This is a genomic window from Nonomuraea typhae (genome assembly GCF_009760925.1).
In the GTDB taxonomy this organism is placed as follows: Bacteria; Actinomycetota; Actinomycetes; order Streptosporangiales; family Streptosporangiaceae; genus Nonomuraea; species Nonomuraea typhae.
Genome location: NZ_VRLV01000010.1, coordinates 216316 through 232992, shown reverse-complemented (window position 1 = coordinate 232992; position 16677 = coordinate 216316). Strand labels below are relative to the sequence as shown.

Genomic DNA, 16677 nt, shown 5'->3' with positions numbered 1-16677 from the left:
GGATAGGAAATATGCCCTCACCAGCGAGAACGCCGCCCTACAGGCGAAATTTCCTCACATTGTGGGGTTCTCGTCCGGCAGCAGAGCCTTCTCGTCCGGCTTGTGGATGAGAACCCGGTCGACGTACGACTGCACCGCCGCCGCCAGCCCCACATCGGCCCCGGCCGCCTCCGACAGGTACCACCGGTGGTCGAGCACCTCGTGGAAGATCTGGGCCGGATCCAGCTTGCGCCGCATCTCGGCCGGGACCGCCTCGATCGTCGGCTGGAACGCCTCGGCCAGCCACCGGTGCGCCACGATCGCCTCGTCCTCGTGCCGCAGCCCCTTGGCCACGCGGAAGCCGTCCAGGTCGTTGAGGAGCCGGCGCGCCTGGTTCTCCTCCACGTCCAGGCCGGTCAGCCGGAGCAGGCGGCGCTGGTGGTGCCCGGCGTCCACCACCTTCGGCCGCACGATCAGCCGCCCGGTGCCGACCTTGCGGCGCACCATCATCTCGGCCACGTCGAAGCCGAGCAGGTTGAGCCGCCGGATGCGCTGCTCGACCTTGTGCCAGTCGACCTCTTCGATGATCTCGTCCTGCGTGATCTCGTTCCACAGCCGGTGGTAGCGGGTGACGATGTCCTCGGCCGTCTCCATCGGGTCGATCGAGGGGTGCAGCAGGCCGCCCGCCTCCAGGTCCAGCATCTCGCCGAAGATGTTGACGTGCGCGGTCTCGATGTCGGCCATCCGCTGGCCGTCGCTGATCATCGGGTGCAGCTCGCCGGTCTCGGCGTCGACCAGGTACGCGGCGAACGCGCCCGCGTCACGGCGGAAGAGCGTGTTGGACAGCGAGCAGTCGCCCCAGTAGAAGCCGTTGAGGTGCAGCCGCACCAGCAGGACGGCGAGCGCGTCGAGCAGCCTGTTCAGCGTGTCGGGCCGCAGCGTGCCCGACATCACCGCCCGATAGGGCAGCGAGAACTGCAGGTGCCGGGTGATCAGCGCGGCGTCCAGCCCCTCGTCGCGGCCGGTGACGTAGGCGACCGGCTCCACCGAGGGCGCGTCCAGCCTGGCCAGGTCCCACAGGAGCTGGTACTCCCGCTTGGCGTACCGCTCGCTGATCTCTTTGATCGCGTATACCTTGCCGGACAGGCGGGCGAAGCGCACCACGTGCCGGGAGATGCCACGGGGGAGGTCGACCAGGTGATGCTGCGGCCACTCGGCGAGCGGAGTCTCCCACGGGAGTCTGATCAGGTCGGGGTCACCCAGCGCGCCGGTGATCTGTAGGGGCATTTCATCAGGATATTGTGCGACACGTGGATGAGTTTCTCGCCTGGTACTTCGCCAACCACCCCATCCTCGCCAGCTACCTCGGCGCCGACGGCTACGACCACACGCTCGGCGACTTCACCGCCGCCGGTCTCACCGCCGTCGAACGGGAGGAGCGCCGCTGGATCGCCCGCCTGTCCGAGCTCGACACGCCCGGCCCCGGCGACGCGATCGACCGCGACCTCGTGCTGTCCCAGCTGCGCGGCTCCGTGGCCGCCGCCGAATGGCCCGCCTGGCGGCGCGACCCCTCCTTCTACCTGTCGCTGGTGTTCGTCTCCCTGAACACGCCCTTCCAGCAGCGCCTCAAGCCGGAGCCCGAACTCGTCGCCGGCGCCCTGGCCCGGCTGGCCGAGGTGCCCGGGGTGCTGGCCGCCTGCCGTACCAACCTCGACCCCACGATCGCCGCGCCCCTGCTCGTCCAGCGCGGACTCGGCCAGGCGCGCACCGGCCGCGCCTTCCTCACCTCCACCCTGCCCGCGCAGGTCGAGGACCCCGGCCTGCGCGCCAAACTGGCCGCCGCCGCCGAACCCGCCGCCGCGGCCTTCGACGAGCTCGTCGCCTTCCTGGAGTCGTTCGCGTGCGGCGGCACCTGGCGCATGGGCGAGAAGCTCTACACGACGCTCCTGCGCGAGCGCGAACTCCTCGCGTACGGCGCGGCCGAACTGCACGCCAAGGGGGAGCGCGAATGGGCCCTCCTGGACACCCGCATGCGCGAGGTCGCCCAGCGCGTCAACGGCAGCGGCGACTGGCGGGCCGCCATGGACTCCCTGATGGACGACCACCCGCCCACCCTGGAAGCCATGCGCGCGGAGTACGAGGCGGAAACCGAACGCGCCCGCGCCTTCACCCGCGAGCGCGACCTCGTCACCTTCCCCGAAGGCGAGGAGTGCAAGGTCCTGCCCTCGGCCGAATACACCCGGCCCATCCTCTCCGTCGCCCACTACCTCGCGCCGCCGCCGCTCAGCAGCTCCCGCACGGGCATCTTCTTCGTGCCCTACACCCCGGACACCTTCACCGAGGAGCAGGTACGGCAGCGCCTGCGCACCAACTCCCGCGCCCAGATGCCCTCCATCGCCGTGCACGAGGCGTATCCAGGACACCACTGGCACCTGTCGCACATCGCCGGAAACCCCCGGACCGCCAGGAAAGTGTTCCGCACGCCGTACTTCACCGAAGGCTGGGCCCTGTACGTCGAGAAGATGCTGCACGAGCAGGGCTACTTCGACACGCCCGCCACCGAGCTCGCGCACCTCGACTGCCGGATCTTCCGCGCCGCCCGCATCGTCGTGGACACCGCGCTGCACTGCGAGGACATGACGATCGAGCAGGCCGAGACGTTCATGGCGACCAAGGCGTCGCTGTCGCCCGGGACGGCGCAGGGGGAGGTCAACCGGTACTGCGCCTGGCCGACACAGGCGCCCTCCTACCTGACCGGGGCGATCGAGATCGACCGCATCCGGGAGTCGTGGGACGGCTCGCTCAAGGACTTCCACGACCGGCTCGCCGGCTCGGGCGGGCTGCCGCTGGGCCTGGCCGAGCAGGCCGTGGGCGTCAGCGCCTAGGGAACTCCTGACGGGTGGCGGCGCGCTCCACCACCGCGGCCAGCTGCTCCTCGTCGAGGACGACCGGCTTGCCGATCGCCAGGCCGCGCACGTAGACCTCACACAGCCACTCGAGCAGGCGGGTCGCCTCGAACGCCTGCTCCAGAGTGGCGCCGATGGTCACGCCGCCGTGGTTGGCGAGCAGCGCGGCCTGCTTGCCCGCCATCGCCGCCCGCACGTTGGCGGCCAGCTCGGGCGTGCCGTACGTCGCGTACTCGGCCACCTTGATCACGCCGCCCAGCAGGAGCGCGTTGTAATGGACCGGCGGCAGCTCGGTCATCGTCGTGGCCACGACCGTGCCGAAGACCGAGTGCGTGTGCACGATCGCCCGCGCCTGCGTGGCGGCGTAGATCGCCAGGTGCATCGGGGTCTCCGAGGACGGCTGCAGGTCGCCGTCCACCAGGTAGCCGTCGACGTCCACGATCGGGCACATCTCGGGCGTCAGCCGGTCGAGCGGCACGCCCGACGGGGTGACGGTCACCAGGTCGCCCTCGCGGGCGCTCAGGTTCCCGGACGACCCGATCACCAGGCCCTGGCCGACGGCCTGCCTGCCGTACGCGCACATCTGCTCTCTGAGCTCGGTCAGCACGAATCCACCCTCGCGTCAGGGAATCAGGCGGCGGCCTGATGCCGTGGTCTTGCCATGAGCGGCCTCGATGATCTCCACGGCGAGAGCCACGCATTCGCCGCAGATCTGCACCCCGGGCCCGTTGACCATGGCCCGGCTCCCGTCGGCGCAGCCGCAGAAGGAACAGGCCAGCGTGTCCCGCCTGCCCGGCTTCCGCCCCCGCCGTCCCGGCCGTGGAGGCGGCGGGATCAGGTCGTTGAGCTCCTTCTTCATCCGCGCCGGGGCCACGCCGAGATCGTCCAGAATGCGCCGTGCCGACGATCCCGGATCCATGGTCAGCGTCCACAGCAGATGCTCGGTCCTGGCCAGGTTCTGCCCCCTGGACGCGGCGAACCGGCGAGCGCGCAGAACGTGGTCGTACGCCTCCCCGTCTCCCCGCGACTCGAGCAGCCGGGCAGCCGACTCGCGGATCCTCTCCCGCGTCACGCCCAGCCGGTCCAGCACCCCGGCCGCGACGCCCACCTCCATGAGCCCGAGCAGCAAATGCTGACTCCCCGGGACGCCGCCCTCCGCGTCCGCGGCCGCCTGCGCCGCCGCCACACACGCGGCCAGCCGGGGGGCGACGGGCACCGGTTCGGCCGCCGGGCCACCGCTGACCTGCAGCCGCGGCGCGAACCGCTGCCGGGCGGCCTGCTTGCTGATGCCGAGCCGGTCCCCGATGTCGGTCCAGGACAGGCCCGCGGTCCTGGCCGCCTGCACGTAGTGGTCCACCATGGCGTCGGCGGCACTGCCCAGCAGGGCGGCGTAGCCGATGGCCGCCTCCAGCAAAGCCAGCGGATCCTCCGAACCGGCCCGCTCGGCTACCGCGTCGATCATCACCTGGGTGTTCAGCGCTGGGCTGTCCATGGTGACAACGTTAAGTTGTCGTTGTCGTCGCGACAAGCCTGACTTGTCTCTGGGGGAACCTTGGGGCGAACGCCGGCGCGTGCGGACTACCGTGTCACGAGCCCCTCGAGGGCGGCGAGCATGAGCCGCTCGGCCCGGGCCCGGTCCAGCCACCCCGGGTACAACAGCAGGTGCACGCTCAGCCCGTCCACGAGTGCGAGCAGGTGCTCGGCCGCATCATCCAGGTCGGCGTCCGCCCGCACCTCTCCCGCCGCCCGCGCCTGCTCCAGCAGGTCGTGTACGGCCTCGCGCAGCTCCCCGACTTCCGCGCGCTGAACCTCGGCCAGGTCCTCCGAGGCAAGGCTCCGGCTCCAGAAGCTGACCTCGAGCCTGGTCTCCTGGTTCCGCTCGTCGTCGAGGGGCAGGTTGTCCAGAAGGATCTCACGCAACGCGGCCACCCCGGTGAGCCCGGTGACCTTGGAGGTCAACCGCTCCCGTATCCGGCGATGCGAGGCGCGCAACGCCGACAAGAGGATCTCCTCCTTGTCCGAGAAGTAATGAGAAAGCACGCCATTGGACAACCCGGCCTCTTTGGCGATGGCACGGGTGGTGGCCGCGTCGATACCGTCCCGGACGATCACCTTGCTGGCGGCGGTCAGGACGTCCCGCCTGCGCTCGTCGTGATCCACGATCTTCGGCATGGAGGCATTGTATTGACTTTTTAGTCGGACGTCTGTCTACTAACGCGTTATGACGGTCGTCACAGTCGGCGTCCACATCGTCGACATCCTCACCCGCCCGGTGGACCACATCCCCCGGGGCCAGGACACCGTGCTCGTGGACCAGATCCGCCTGACCGCCGCGGGCGCCGCCGCCGGAACAGCCGTCGACCTGGCCAAACTGGGCAACCAGGTCATCTCGCTGGGCGCCATAGGCGACGACGAACTCGGGGACTTCCTCCTCATGGTCATGTCCCGCCACGGCGTGGACGTCTCGAGGCTGCGCCGCCGTACCGGAGAACAAACGGCCGCCTCCGTCCTCCCCATCCGCCCCGACGGCGGCCGCCCCAGCTTCCACGTCCCCGGCGCCAACCTGAGCGTCACCCCGGCAGACCTGGACCCCGACATCCTGCGGTCGGCCCGCGCCATCCACCTCGGCGGCGTAGACGTCACCTTCGGCCTGGGCGACCCGGCCTTCTTCACCCTCCTGGACTCCCTGCGCGCCGCAGGCGTCCTCATCACCATGGACTTCCTGTCCGAGATGCCCGACCTGCTGGAAATGGCGAAATCCTTCCTGCCGCACGTGGACTACGTCCTGCCCAACGAGTCCCAGGCCCTCCTCATGACCGGCGCCCCCGCCATCGAGGAGGCCGCCCACAGCCTCCTCGCCGCGGGCCCCCGCGGCGTCGTGATCACCCTGGGAGCTGAGGGCAGCCTCATCGTCACCACCCCCGGCCACTCACCGGCCGGCCCGGAGAACGGCCCAGGCGTGGGCGCTCGCCAGGTGGGGGAGACGCGTGTGCCGGCGCTGAAGGTGGAGGTCAGCGACACCACGGGGTGCGGCGACGCGTACTGCGCGGGCTTCATCACCGGACTGCTCCACGGCCAGGACGTGGTCACCGCTGCCCGCTGGGGCACGGCAGCCGCGGCCCGCGTCGCCACCGGCCTGGGCTCGGACGCCGGCATCACCGACCTCCCCTCCACCCTGGCGCTTCTCGACGAACCGTCTCCTGGCCCGGCCAACTCGGCTCTCGGGCGGTGAATGACGCGTGGACGTCAACTCCTGGAATCCAGCGGACTGAAGGAATGCACATGACAGATGACGGACTCCGTCGGCCGGAAGGTGCCCGGGTGGCGGATGGCGGGCTTCGTCAGCGGGCGAGCAAGGTTGTGCCCGGTGGCATGTACGGGCATCTGAACGCTGCCATCTTCACACCCGCCTATCCGCAGTTCTTCGAGCGTGGTGACGGCTGCCGGCAGTGGGACGTGGACGGGCGCGAGTACATCGACTTCATGTGCAGCTGGGGACCGGTCGTGCTTGGGCATCGGCACCCGGTGGTCGAGCGGGCGGCCGCGGCGCAGCTGGCCAAGGGGGACTGTCTCAACGGGCCCGGTGCGGTCATGGTCGAGCTGGCCGAGCTGCTGGTGGACACCATCCCCAGCGCCGACTGGGCGATGTTCTCCAAGAACGGCACCGATGCCACTACCCAGGCGCTCATGGTCGCCAGGGCGGCTACCGGGCGGCACAAGGTTTTGCTGGCGCACGGCGCCTACCATGGGGCGGATCCCTGGTGCACGCCGTCCACGGCCGGGACCACGCCCAATGAGCGGGCCGATCTGGTGGAGTTCGCCTACAACTCGCTGGCCGGCCTGGAGGAGGCCGCGGCGAGTGTGGAGGGTCAGGTGGCGGCGATCATCGTGACGCCGTTCAAACACGACTCGTTCGAGGATCAGGAGCTCGTGGAGCCGGAGTTCGCCCGTGGCGCCAGGGCGCTGGCCGACCGGATCGGTGCCGCGCTGGTCATCGACGACGTGCGGGCCGGGTTTCGGATCGACCTGCGTGGGTCGTGGGAGCCGTACGGCGTGCGGCCCGATCTGACGGCGTGGTCGAAGGCGATGGCCAACGGCTACCCGATCGCCGCCGTCACCGGCACGGACGCCCTGCGCGGCCCGGCCCAGACCCTGTACTCGACCGGTTCGTTCTGGTTCTCCGCGGTGGCCATGGCCGCGGCCAAGGCCACCGTCGAGACCATCCGGGACACCGCGGCCATCGCCGCCATGGAGGCGGCCGGCACGCAGCTTCGCGAAGGGCTGTACGCGCAGGCCGAGTCCCACGGCTTCACGGTGAAGCAGACCGGGCCGGTGACGATCCCGTGGCTCAGCTTCGACGGCGACGCCGACCTGTCGGTCGCCATGCACTGGAGCTCGGCCTGCCTGCGCCACGGCGTGTACCTCCACCCGTGGCACAACTGGTTCATGTCCGCCGCCCACACGGAGGCCGACGTGGCCCGGGCCCTCGAAGGCACCGACGCCGCCTTCGCCGAGACCCGCGCCCGCTTCGGCTGACCGGCCGCGCGGGCCCGGGACCCGGTGTCCGTCGTGATCGGTCAGGTTCTGCTGCCTGTTCCGACGGCCCGGGCTCTGGCGCGCCTCAGCTGCTCGGGAGGGGTACGGCGGAGGCGGTTTGGCGCCAGATGCGGTCGTCTCGGGTGACCAGGGTGCCGTAGGCGCTCACCCGGTTGCCGGCGATGGTCATGACGGCGTTGTAGAAGATGGTGTCGTCCACCACCTGCACCGCCTTGATCTCCTCCACCCGAGGCTTGAGCTCCAGGTAGCCGGTGAAGAAGGCCCGGATTTCAGCCGTCCCCTTGGCCACGCGGTCGAGGCGGACGACGAGGGCGTCCTCGTGGTACTGGCTGAGCAGCGTCTCCAGGTCGCCCTCGGCGATCGCGGTCAGCTGCCGGTCGAAAAGCTCACGGATCATGAAATTTCCTCAGATGCACGATATTTCAGGAGATAAACGACCTGAGCCGCCCCAAGCGCCAGAACCAGCAGGAGTACGGCGGCGCCCGGCCGCCACGACAGCAGCAGGACCGCCCCCGCCGAAGCCGCCCGGATCGCCGACGACCGCCGGTCACCCGAGCACAGATGCTGCAATCCCAGCGTGGCGAAGACCAGCGCCGCCGGGATGCCGACCGCCCAGCCGGAGGAGCCCGGGGCGGCCAGTTCGTGCTCCACCCCGATGCCGAACGCGGCCAGCCCGAGAGCCAGCGGGAGGTGCGCGTACACCCAGACCTGGCCGGCCAGGCGGGTGCGCAGCACGACGGACTCGTCGAGGTGCCCGAAGTACAGCCACCAGAACGCCATCGCCACGGCGATCCCGGCCAGCGCGACGACGACGGCGCCCGGGGTGACCGCGTGGCCCTTCAGCCCGAAGACGACGGCGGCGACGACCTCGCCGAGGACGATGACGACGAACAGGCCGAACCGCTCGGGAAGGTGCTCGGTCTGCGGGGGCAGTGAGCCCTGGTGCCGTCGGGCGAGGAACGGCGTGGCCAGGTCGACGGCGGCGGCCAGGGCCCACACGACGTAGCGGACCGGCGGCTCGAAGGCCAGCGACGCCAGCCAGAGCAGGGCGGCCAGGGCGAAGCCGGCGATGTAGGCGGTGGTGAGGGCGCGGGCCTCGGGGACGTGGCGGCGGGCGCGCACGTACGCGACGATCAGCAGGACCCGCACGACCACGTACGATCCGGCGAACAGGGCGGACCGCGAGCCGATGTCGCCCACGCTGGCCGCCATGAGCGCGATCGCCAGGATCTGCGGCAGCATGAGCAGCCGGTGGCTCACGTCGTCGGTGTCGAAGCGGTTGGCGTAGAACACGTACCCGGCCCAGGCCCACCACAGGGGTACGAACAGGCCCACGAACGCCAGGCCGTTGCCCTGGGCCAGAACGTCGGCCAGCTCGGCCACCGCGACTACGAACACCAGGTCGTAGAGGAGTTCCAGCCAGGTGGCCCGGCGGTGTTCGCCCTCGAACAGCCTTAATCGGGGTGGCTGCCACCGGTGTTCAGACATCGCACGAGCCCTTCGACGTAATTGTGTAAGCATCCTAGGGGATGCCTGCACCTCGCCGACGTCAGCGCAGGGTCAGGCAGGCGACGCGCGGCCCCGCCGTACCGGCGTCGGGGCCGGAGGAGACGGTGGCCTGAGCGTGGATGACCAGCGACTGGGGCAGGCGGGCGCGGTCGAGTGACCAGGGGTGGCGGGCGGTGGCGCGGCCGGCGCCCTCGGCGTCGGTGGTGAGGTCGAGCCAGACCTCGTTGGCCGCGCTGGCGCCGTCGGGGTGGTGCTGGAAGTGGGGGCCGGCGTCGTCGGGCTTGGCGCCGCAGGGCTTGGTGTGGAGGTGGGCACCGTAGGCGCGGCTGGGCAGGAGGCCCTCGACCACCAGGGAGGAGGTGGTCTTGGGGCCGACGGACTCGGCGGTGGCGCTGGCCTGGGCGCCGGCCGGGGCGAGCTTGCGGTCGTAGGCGATCGCGGCGGTGTCGGCGTCGGTCAGGCTGCCGCCGCCCGAGACGGTGATCGCGCCGGCCGGGCTCGTCGTGACGGGCTCGGCGGTCTGCGCGCAGGCGGCGGCCAGGACGGACAGAAGGACGACGGGTACCCAGCGCATGTCTTCTCCCCATGAGAGTGACGAGGCGGTCACTCTAATGGGTAATGGCTAGATCACGCTCCGTGTTTTGCGGCGATCCCGTCGATGACGGCCGCCAGCTGATGGTCGAGCTCGGTGATGCCGCCCTTGTCGTGCGTGGTCAGGGCCAGGTGCAGGGTGCGCCACCGGATGTCGATGTCGGGATGGTGGTTCATCTTCTCGGCCTCGACCGCGATCTCGTCGACGATGCGGATGGCCGTGGGGAAGTCCGGCGCGGTGACGGTGCGCCGGAGCACCTCTCCCTCGCGTGTCCACTCACTCATGGGGACACGTTACTTCACGGCCCCCGCGCCGAGCCCGGACTGGATCTGCCGCTGGAAGATGATGTAGATGACCAGCACGGGGATGATGGCCAGGTTCATGGCGGCGAACAGGGCGGGCCAGTCGGCTTCGTAGCCGGCGATGGTGGAGATGTCGGCGATGCCCTGGGTGATGACCCATTTGGAGCGGTCGGCGGGCACCAGGGCCAGCGGCAGCAGGTACTGGTTCCACTGGCCGAGCACGTTGAAGATCGTGATGCTGACGAGTCCGGGTTTCGCCATCGGCAGCATGACCTGGAAGAAGGTCCGGGTGTGTGAGGCGCCGTCGATCCTGGCCGCCTCGGCCACGGCTTCCGGCAGCGTACGGAAGAACGCGGCGAGGAAGAAGATGGTGAACGGCAGCGAGTAGGCGATGTAGACGAGGATCAGGCCCAGGTAGGAGTTGAGCAGCCCGACCTGCTTGACCACGAAGAACAGCGGGGTGATCGCCAGGAAGACCGGGAAGGCCATGCCGGAGACGAACAGCAGGTAGATGAGCTTGCCGCCGAAGAACTTGTAGCGCGCCAGCACGTAGGCGGCCATGGAGCCGAACAGCATCGTGCCGAGCGTGCTGAAGAACACGACGATCACGGTGTTGATCATGTACTGGCCGACGTGGGCCTTGTCCCAGGCGCGGGCCCAGTTGTCCCAGCGCAGGGCGGCGGGGAGCTGGAGGGCGTCGCCGAAGATCTCGGTGTTGTTCTTGAAGGCGGCCAGGAACGTCCACAGCAGCGGCAGGATGATCAGCAGCGCCCAGATGGCCAGCGCGACGTGCGACAGGCCGCTGAGGACGCTGGGCTTCGGCTTGGCCGGCCTGCCGGAGCCGACGTCGGCGGACTTGGGCTTGGGGCGCGTCACGGTCGTCATCTCAGAGCTCGATCTTCTCGCGCCGGGTGACGCGCAGGGTCAGCACCGCGAAGGTGATCGTCAGGAAGAACAGGGCCACGCCCATCGCGGAGGCGTACCCGACCTTGCTGTAGGAGAAGGCCGTCTTGAAGATCTCGACCGGGAGCACCGTGGTGGCGCCGTCCGGGCCGCCCTGGTCCAGGGTGAGCACCTGGACCAGCGCGAAGCAGTCGAAGGCGGCGATGCCCAGATAGACCCAGCCGACCTGCAGGGTGTCGCGCAGGAGCGGCAGCGTGATCCGGAAGAACAGGGTGAAGCGGCCGGCGCCGTCGAGCATGGCGGCCTCGAAGTAGTCCTTCGGGATGGAGGACATCCCGGCGGAGAACAGCACGACGTAGAAGCCGACGGCCTGCCAGACCATGACCGCGATCAGCGACCACAGCGCCAGCCTGGGGTCGCTCATCCAGCCGACCGGGTCGAAGCCGAGCCTTATGAGGGCGCCGTTGATCACGCCGCTCTCGTCGGGGCGGTAGATCGCCTTCCACAGCACGGCGACGATGGCGAGCGCGAGCACCTGGGGTGCGAAGAACACGACCTTGTAGAAGGTCGAGCCCCACACACCCCGCATGCCCGCCCCCCGCGCGCCGCCGCCCAGGTTCAGCAGGAAGGCGAAGACGAGCGCGAGGGCGAGTACGGCGAGCGGCATCACGAGCAGGACGATCCCGTGGGTCCGCAGGGCGTTCCAGAAGACCTCGTCCTGGAAGAGCCGGGTGAAGTTCTCGAACCCGACGAAGGCCGGTGTCGCCTGGTAGCCATTCCAGCTCGTCAGCGAGAGCTGAAAAGCCTGTATGTACGGACTGATCACGAAAACGACATAGAGGGTCACCGGGACGGCGAGGAATCCCAGGATGAACCCGTACTTGCGAAGCCGCTCCATCGAACTTATGCGTTCCTGGTCTGCTTGGTGACGGAGGAGTCCTTCTTGATGGCGTCGGCCTTCTTCTGCACCTTGTCGAGGAACTCGTCGACGGTCATCCGGCCGCCCATGAGGATGTTCTGCTGCGCCCAGGCGTAGTCGAACAGCTCCTTGTACCAGCCCTCGAAGCGGGCGGTGGTGATGATGTTCTGCCCGGCGGCGTCCTGGGCCTTGGCGGCGGAGGCCAGGCCCGGGGGCAGGTCCACGCCCTCGGCGGAGCCGTTCACGATGGTGAGGTTCTTGGTCTTCTCGACGAAGCCCTTCGCGCCCTCCTTGGAGAGCATGATGCGCAGGTACTCGAGGCCGCCCTGCGGGTTCTTGCCCTTGGCGGCGACGAAGTAGACCTCGCCGGTGCCGACCTGGATGGCGCCGTAGGGCATCTTGTCGGCGGCGGTGACGCTGGGGAAGGGGGCGATGGCGTACTCGAAGGTGTCCGGCTTGTCCTTGGCCATCTCACCCTCCAGCCAGGAGCCGGTCGGGTAGAAGAGGAACTTGTCCTGCAGGTGCTTGATCTGGGTCTGGGTGTGGTCCAGGCCGAGGTAGGACTTGTCGCTGTACTTCGTGAAGATCTCATGCCAGGCGGTCACGGACGCCTTGAACGCCTCTGACTTCCAGGCGTTGTCCACGAGGTTGTCGATGTCGATGATGGCCTGGTTGCCGCCGATCTTCGCGGCCTGGTACAGCATGTTCCAGAGCATGTAGTACGGGCCCTTCTGGCCCGGGTAGGCGAAGAGGTGAATGCCCTTGGCCTTGGCCTTGTCGCCCAGCGCCTTGAACTCCTCGAAGGTCTGGGGCAGCGTCCAGCCCTCCTTCTCGAAGAGCTTGGCGTTGTACCAGAGGGCACGGTGGGACACGATGTAGTTGAGGGTCATGTCCTTGCCGTTGAGCTTGCCCTCGTCGATCGCGGCCGGGGTGACCGTGTCGCGGACCTTCTTGCCGGGGTCGCCCATGGCGGGCGCGTCCCAGAGCTGGGTGAGCTCCTGCACCTGGCCCTCGGCGGCGAGCGCGGCCACGTCCATGGCCTCGGGCCCGGAGTTGTTGACCACGTCGGGGGCGTCGCCGGCGAGGAAGCGCGGGCGCAGCATGGTGCCGACGTTCTGGGTGCCGGCGTGCTTGATCGGCACGCCCTGGAATGCCTTGGTGTACATCGGCTCGTGTACGGCGGTGGCGTAGTCGTCCTTCAGGCCACCGGTGAAGATGACGACCTCGAGGCCCTTCTTGGCGTCGACGCCGAAGGGGTTGTTCGGGTTGCCGGCGGCGGTGGTGGCGGGGGCCGCGGAGGCGGTGGGCCCGGCGTTCCCGCCGCCGGTGGCACAGGCTGAGAGCAGGCCCATACCGGGGCCGGCGACGAACGCGGTCAGGCCGATCCGGCGCAGCAGTTGGCGCCGCGTGATCTCTCCGGGGTGGGACATACAGACTCTCCTGTACGGGATCAATTAGGAAAGTTTCCTAAACGTTTTGCCGAACGTATGAATGTCCGGATACTCCCGTCAAGAGGGTGCAATCGAGCCGTGACCTTGTGAGGCGCTTCCGTGACCCCTTGTCTAGAAGGGTGCTCTAGAACAAAGTCAGGCTCATGATCGAGGAGTACGCGGACCGGATCTGGAACGGCGAGTCGGACGACAGCATCGTGGACACCGGCATGGACGGCAAGGGAGTCCGGCTCGTCGCCGAAGGGCTCGGCCGGTGGCCGGGATTCGGTAACGTCATCACGTTCGAGACCGAGGGCGAGCTGATCCTCTGCGACACCGGCAGCCCCTTCTCCGCGGCCAAGCTCCACGAGGATGTCCGCACATGGTCCAAAGCGCCTCTGACCACGGCATTCTACTGGCACGGGCCCATCGGCCACGGCTTCGGAACGGCCCCCTTCGAGGAGTCCGGCCCAAGAGCCACGATCTTCGCCCATAAGGCAGTTGTAGCCCGCTTCGAGCGCTACGTCGTGACAAATGGCTATAACGAGATCATCACTCAGCGGCACTTCCAGGCGCCGAACCTCCGCCGGCCCTGGAGTTGGGTCACCCCGAGCGCCTCGGAGTAATGGAGGGCATCTGAAGGGCCGGCCGGGAGCAGGGGTGGGTCGCCGAGGAGCACCAGGTCAGCGTTGGCGGCGGATCGGTTCGGGCATCTCGGGTGACGGGTCGCCCAGGATGCGCGCCGCCTCACCCGCCGAGATCTCCTTGAGGTCGAGCAGGATCGCCACCGCCTTCTCCCGCGACTGCCGAGCCCGCCCGTGCTCCCGCAACTCGTCGTACACCTCACTCAGCAACCAGTGCGACTCCGCCTCCGTGAACAGGTCCCCCGTCTTGGTCACCTGCCGCAGCGAGTCGACGAAGTACGACACCGCCTCGTGCAGCCGTCCCAGCAGCCGGCTGGCCGTACCGAGGTTGCCCAGGATCATCCCGACCAGCTGCACGTCGGGTTCGTTGCGGCAGGCGGCCAGCCCGGCGCGCAGCAGCTGGTGGCCGTCGGCGGGTTTGCCGACCTTGTTCATCAGCGCCCCGAGGTTGTTGAGGATGGACGCCTCCTGGATCTTGCTGGCGCGGGTGCGGGCCAGCCGGAGGCTCTCGGTGTAGCAGTGGGCGGCCCGCTCGTACTCGTCGCGGTGCACGTGGACGATGCCGAGCTTGTTGAGGGTGCGGATCTGCCCGTCGGTGTCGCCGAGCGCGGCCCAGAGGCGCAGGGCGTCGCCGAGGCAGGCGGCGGCCTCGTCCAGGCGGTGGCGGCGGTCGTGGGCGAAGGCGAGGTTGCCGAGCATGGTGGCCTGGGCGCGTCCGTCGCCGCTGCGGCGGGCGGCGGTCAGGCCGAGAAGGGCGAGTTCGACCAGGTCGGGCAGTGGCCCGCGGAACTGCAGGCAGGTGAAGAGCGCGGCGGCCAGGCCGATGGTGAGCTGGTCGTCGGGCAGGCCGCCGGTCTGGCGGGCGATGCGCAGGAGGTTGGGTCCTTCGGTGTCGATCCAGGTCACGACCTGGTCGACGGCGCCGAAGGCCGGTCCGTCGTGGGGGCGTTCCGGCGGCCCGAGCGGGGTCCGGCCGGCCAGCGCCGGCAGCAGCATGAGCTGGGCGTCGCGCCCGGTCGCGAGGTAGGCGTGGGCGGCGCGCTGGATCGCCGAGCGCGCCTCGTCGAAGCCGAGGTGCTCGGCCGCCTTCTCTCTGGCGAACAGCCGCATCAGGTCGTGCATGGCGAACCTGCCGGTCCCGGTGACCTGGAGGAGCTGGGCCTGCACCAGCCGGTCGAGCGCCCGCCGTACCGTGGCGTCGGTACGGCCCGCCAGCGCGGCGGCCACGTCGGCGCCGACGACCGGCAGTTCCAGCAGCCCGAGCAGCGCGAACAGCCGGATGGCGGCCTCGCCGCTCTCCTCGGCCGACAGCGCCTCGTAGCTGAAGGAGAACGTGCTGCGGATCCCCAGGTCGCCTTCCTGCAGCTCGTCGATGCGGTGCCGGGCGTCGCGCAGCCGCGCGGCCGCCTCGGCCATGGTCCAGTCCGTGCGTACGGCCAGCCGCGCGCCCATCACGCGCAGGGCCAGCGGCAGCCGCCCGCACAGGGCGGCGACCTCGATGGCGGCCTCGGGCTCGGCGCGGACGCGTCCGGCGCCGGCCAGGGCGGCGAGGAGCGCGACCGCCTCCGGCTCGTCGAGCTCGCCCAGGTGCAGCCGGTCGGCATGTTCGACGGCGAGCAGCGGCGCCCGGCTGGTGATCAGGACCGCGCATCCCGGCCCGCCGGGCAGCAGCGGGCGCACCTGGGCCGCGCTGGCGGCGTTGTCGAGCAGGAACAGCAGGCGGCGCCGCGAGGTGACGGTGCGCAGCAGCGCGGCGGCCTCGTCGGTGTTCTTGGGCAGCCGCTCGTCACTCACGCCGAGCGCGCGCAGCAGCCGGCACAGCGCCTCGTACGGCGGCAGCGGCTCCATGCCCGGGGTGGCGCCGTGCAGGGCGACGTAGAGCTGGCCGTCGGGGTAGTGGGGCGCGGCCCGGTGGGCGGCGTGGATGGCCAGCGCCGACTTGCCGAGGCCGCCGGGTCCGTCGATGGCGAGCACGACGGGCTCTCCCGGGCGTTCGCCCGGCGGCCGGTGGAGCCGGGCGGCGAGGTGCCGGAGCTGGTCGCGGCGCCCGACGAAGGCGCGCACGTCCATGGGGAGCTCGGCGGGCGGGGGCTCCTCGGGCGTGGCGGCCAGGTCCGGGTCCTGGCGCAGGATGCGCTCGTGCAGCCGGCGCAGCGCGGGCCCGGGGTCGGCGCCCAGTTCGGCGGCCAGCCTGCGCCGGGCCTCCTCGTAGGCGCCCAGCGCGTCGGAGGGCCGCTCGGACCGGTAGAGCGCCAGCATGAGCTGCCCGTGCAGCCGTTCGCGCAGGGGGTACTCGGCCAGCAGGCCCTTCAGCTCCGGCACCACCTCGCGGTGCCGGCCGACGGCCAGGTCGGCGTCGATGCGATCCTCGACGACGTCCTGCCGGGTCTCCTCCAGCCGCGCCGCCGCCGCGCTGATCACCGGCCCGTGCAGCCCGGCCAGCACCGGGCCCCGCCACAGCGCGGAGGCCGCGCGGAAGTCCCCGGCGGCCGCCAGCATCCTGCCCGAGCGGGCCGCGGCCTGGCCGCTGTCCCGCAGCCGCTCGAACTCGTGTGCGTCAAGGAGCGCTCCACTGCCGAGTGCCAGCACGTACCCGGCGCCCCGCCACTCGATGCCGGCCCCGAGCGGCTGCAGCAGCTTGCGCAGCCGCGTGACGTGGATCTGGACCTGCTTGCGCGGGTCGCGGACGTCTTCCTCGCCGTCGAACACCTCGCGGATGAGCACGTCCATGGGTACGGCCGCGCCCTGCCGTACCAGGAGGACGGCCAGGACGGTGGCCGGGCGCACGCCGGGGATCCGGATCTCGTCGTCGTCGTGACAGACGCGCAGAGGCCCCAGAATCCCGAAGTGCGCCACCCGTGAACCTGCCTTAAACCGGAATTATCCCGCTCTTGACTATGGTCTCGACAAAGCCGCAACCACAAGCGGTGACGGGG

General features: G+C 70.0%; 16 protein-coding genes. 4 read left to right on the top strand and 12 right to left on the bottom strand.

Annotation, left to right across the window (positions count from 1 at the left end; genetic code table 11):
- Positions 1-54: 54 nt before the first annotated feature.
- Positions 55-1266 (bottom strand): DUF4032 domain-containing protein, encoded by a 1212-nt coding sequence (locus FVE25_RS34165; RefSeq protein ID WP_157251270.1) that lies wholly within the window; start codon positions 1264-1266, stop codon positions 55-57.
- Between the two features lie 23 nt (positions 1267-1289).
- Between FVE25_RS34165 and FVE25_RS34160 the strand changes: the two genes are divergently transcribed.
- Positions 1290-2864: a DUF885 domain-containing protein gene (locus FVE25_RS34160; RefSeq protein WP_157251269.1), complete on the top strand. Its 1575-nt coding sequence runs from the start codon at positions 1290-1292 to the stop codon at positions 2862-2864.
- Here the strand turns inward: FVE25_RS34160 and FVE25_RS34155 are convergent.
- The 3 genes from FVE25_RS34155 to FVE25_RS34145 form a co-directional block, all read right to left on the bottom strand.
- The gene (locus tag FVE25_RS34155) at positions 2854-3492 is read right to left on the bottom strand and encodes a class II aldolase/adducin family protein (protein ID WP_246267821.1); all 639 of its coding nucleotides are present in this window, start codon (positions 3490-3492) and stop codon (positions 2854-2856) included. The genes FVE25_RS34160 and FVE25_RS34155 overlap by 11 nt on opposite strands.
- Positions 3493-3507: 15 nt before the next feature.
- On the bottom strand, positions 3508-4377 hold the full coding sequence (locus FVE25_RS34150) for a Clp protease N-terminal domain-containing protein (protein WP_157251268.1): 870 nt from the start codon (positions 4375-4377) through the stop codon (positions 3508-3510).
- A gap of 86 nt (positions 4378-4463) precedes the next feature.
- The gene (locus FVE25_RS34145; RefSeq protein ID WP_157251267.1) at positions 4464-5057 is read right to left on the bottom strand and encodes a TetR/AcrR family transcriptional regulator; all 594 of its coding nucleotides are present in this window, start codon (positions 5055-5057) and stop codon (positions 4464-4466) included.
- A gap of 49 nt (positions 5058-5106) precedes the next feature.
- On the opposite strand from FVE25_RS34145, the gene FVE25_RS34140 reads away from it, so the two are divergent.
- Both FVE25_RS34140 and FVE25_RS34135 read left to right on the top strand, forming a co-directional pair.
- A complete protein-coding gene (locus tag FVE25_RS34140) occupies positions 5107-6117 on the top strand; it encodes a carbohydrate kinase family protein (RefSeq protein ID WP_157251266.1) in 1011 nt (336 codons plus the stop codon).
- Positions 6118-6257: 140 nt separating this feature from the next.
- The gene (locus FVE25_RS34135) at positions 6258-7421 is read left to right on the top strand and encodes an aminotransferase class III-fold pyridoxal phosphate-dependent enzyme (RefSeq protein ID WP_246267819.1); all 1164 of its coding nucleotides are present in this window, start codon (positions 6258-6260) and stop codon (positions 7419-7421) included.
- A gap of 85 nt (positions 7422-7506) precedes the next feature.
- Here FVE25_RS34135 and FVE25_RS34130 read toward each other — a convergent pair whose 3' ends face one another.
- The 7 genes from FVE25_RS34130 to ngcE form a co-directional block, all read right to left on the bottom strand.
- A complete protein-coding gene (locus FVE25_RS34130) occupies positions 7507-7839 on the bottom strand; it encodes a nuclear transport factor 2 family protein (RefSeq protein WP_157251264.1) in 333 nt (110 codons plus the stop codon).
- Complete coding sequence (locus tag FVE25_RS34125) at positions 7836-8930, bottom strand: low temperature requirement protein A (RefSeq protein ID WP_157251263.1); 1095 nt, start codon at positions 8928-8930, stop codon at positions 7836-7838. The genes FVE25_RS34130 and FVE25_RS34125 overlap by 4 nt, the downstream gene beginning before the upstream one ends.
- Positions 8931-8991: 61 nt before the next feature.
- Positions 8992-9525 carry a superoxide dismutase family protein gene (locus tag FVE25_RS34120; RefSeq protein ID WP_157251262.1) on the bottom strand — a complete coding sequence of 178 codons (534 nt, stop codon included), beginning with the start codon at positions 9523-9525 and terminating at the stop codon, positions 8992-8994.
- Positions 9526-9578: 53 nt separating this feature from the next.
- Positions 9579-9827 (bottom strand): 4a-hydroxytetrahydrobiopterin dehydratase, encoded by a 249-nt coding sequence (locus FVE25_RS34115; protein WP_157251261.1) that lies wholly within the window; start codon positions 9825-9827, stop codon positions 9579-9581.
- A 9-nt stretch (positions 9828-9836) separates the two neighbouring features.
- On the bottom strand, positions 9837-10730 hold the full coding sequence (locus tag FVE25_RS34110; protein ID WP_157251260.1) for a carbohydrate ABC transporter permease: 894 nt from the start codon (positions 10728-10730) through the stop codon (positions 9837-9839).
- A 1-nt stretch (position 10731) separates the two neighbouring features.
- On the bottom strand, positions 10732-11646 hold the full coding sequence (locus FVE25_RS34105) for a carbohydrate ABC transporter permease (RefSeq protein WP_157251259.1): 915 nt from the start codon (positions 11644-11646) through the stop codon (positions 10732-10734).
- A gap of 5 nt (positions 11647-11651) precedes the next feature.
- Complete coding sequence (gene ngcE, locus FVE25_RS34100) at positions 11652-13097, bottom strand: N-acetylglucosamine/diacetylchitobiose ABC transporter substrate-binding protein (RefSeq protein WP_157251258.1); 1446 nt, start codon at positions 13095-13097, stop codon at positions 11652-11654.
- A gap of 164 nt (positions 13098-13261) precedes the next feature.
- Here ngcE and FVE25_RS34095 point away from each other — a divergent pair, with 164 nt between their 5' ends.
- Positions 13262-13723, top strand: coding sequence for an MBL fold metallo-hydrolase (locus FVE25_RS34095; RefSeq protein WP_157251257.1), 462 nt, complete (start codon positions 13262-13264; stop codon positions 13721-13723).
- 57 nt (positions 13724-13780) lie between these two features.
- On the opposite strand, the gene FVE25_RS34090 is transcribed toward FVE25_RS34095, so the two are convergent.
- Positions 13781-16597, bottom strand: a complete 2817-nt coding sequence (locus FVE25_RS34090; RefSeq protein WP_157251256.1) for an AfsR/SARP family transcriptional regulator — start codon at positions 16595-16597, stop codon at positions 13781-13783.
- Between the last annotated feature and the right edge of the window lie 80 nt (positions 16598-16677).

What these genes read in the sequence shown, in the direction of transcription:
- FVE25_RS34165 (WP_157251270.1), bottom strand. Translation starts at nt 1,266, where the DNA reads ATGCCCCTACAGATCACCGGCGCGCTGGGTGACCCCGACCTGATCAGA.
- FVE25_RS34150 (WP_157251268.1), bottom strand. Translation starts at nt 4,377, where the DNA reads ATGGACAGCCCAGCGCTGAACACCCAGGTGATGATCGACGCGGTAGCC.
- FVE25_RS34145 (WP_157251267.1), bottom strand. Translation starts at nt 5,057, where the DNA reads ATGCCGAAGATCGTGGATCACGACGAGCGCAGGCGGGACGTCCTGACC.
- FVE25_RS34140 (WP_157251266.1), top strand. Translation starts at nt 5,107, where the DNA reads ATGACGGTCGTCACAGTCGGCGTCCACATCGTCGACATCCTCACCCGC.
- FVE25_RS34135 (WP_246267819.1), top strand. Translation starts at nt 6,258, where the DNA reads ATGTACGGGCATCTGAACGCTGCCATCTTCACACCCGCCTATCCGCAG.
- FVE25_RS34130 (WP_157251264.1), bottom strand. Translation starts at nt 7,839, where the DNA reads ATGATCCGTGAGCTTTTCGACCGGCAGCTGACCGCGATCGCCGAGGGC.
- FVE25_RS34125 (WP_157251263.1), bottom strand. Translation starts at nt 8,930, where the DNA reads ATGTCTGAACACCGGTGGCAGCCACCCCGATTAAGGCTGTTCGAGGGC.
- FVE25_RS34120 (WP_157251262.1), bottom strand. Translation starts at nt 9,525, where the DNA reads ATGCGCTGGGTACCCGTCGTCCTTCTGTCCGTCCTGGCCGCCGCCTGC.
- FVE25_RS34115 (WP_157251261.1), bottom strand. Translation starts at nt 9,827, where the DNA reads ATGAGTGAGTGGACACGCGAGGGAGAGGTGCTCCGGCGCACCGTCACC.
- FVE25_RS34110 (WP_157251260.1), bottom strand. Translation starts at nt 10,730, where the DNA reads ATGACGACCGTGACGCGCCCCAAGCCCAAGTCCGCCGACGTCGGCTCC.
- FVE25_RS34105 (WP_157251259.1), bottom strand. Translation starts at nt 11,646, where the DNA reads ATGGAGCGGCTTCGCAAGTACGGGTTCATCCTGGGATTCCTCGCCGTC.
- ngcE (WP_157251258.1), bottom strand. Translation starts at nt 13,097, where the DNA reads ATGTCCCACCCCGGAGAGATCACGCGGCGCCAACTGCTGCGCCGGATC.
- FVE25_RS34095 (WP_157251257.1), top strand. Translation starts at nt 13,262, where the DNA reads ATGATCGAGGAGTACGCGGACCGGATCTGGAACGGCGAGTCGGACGAC.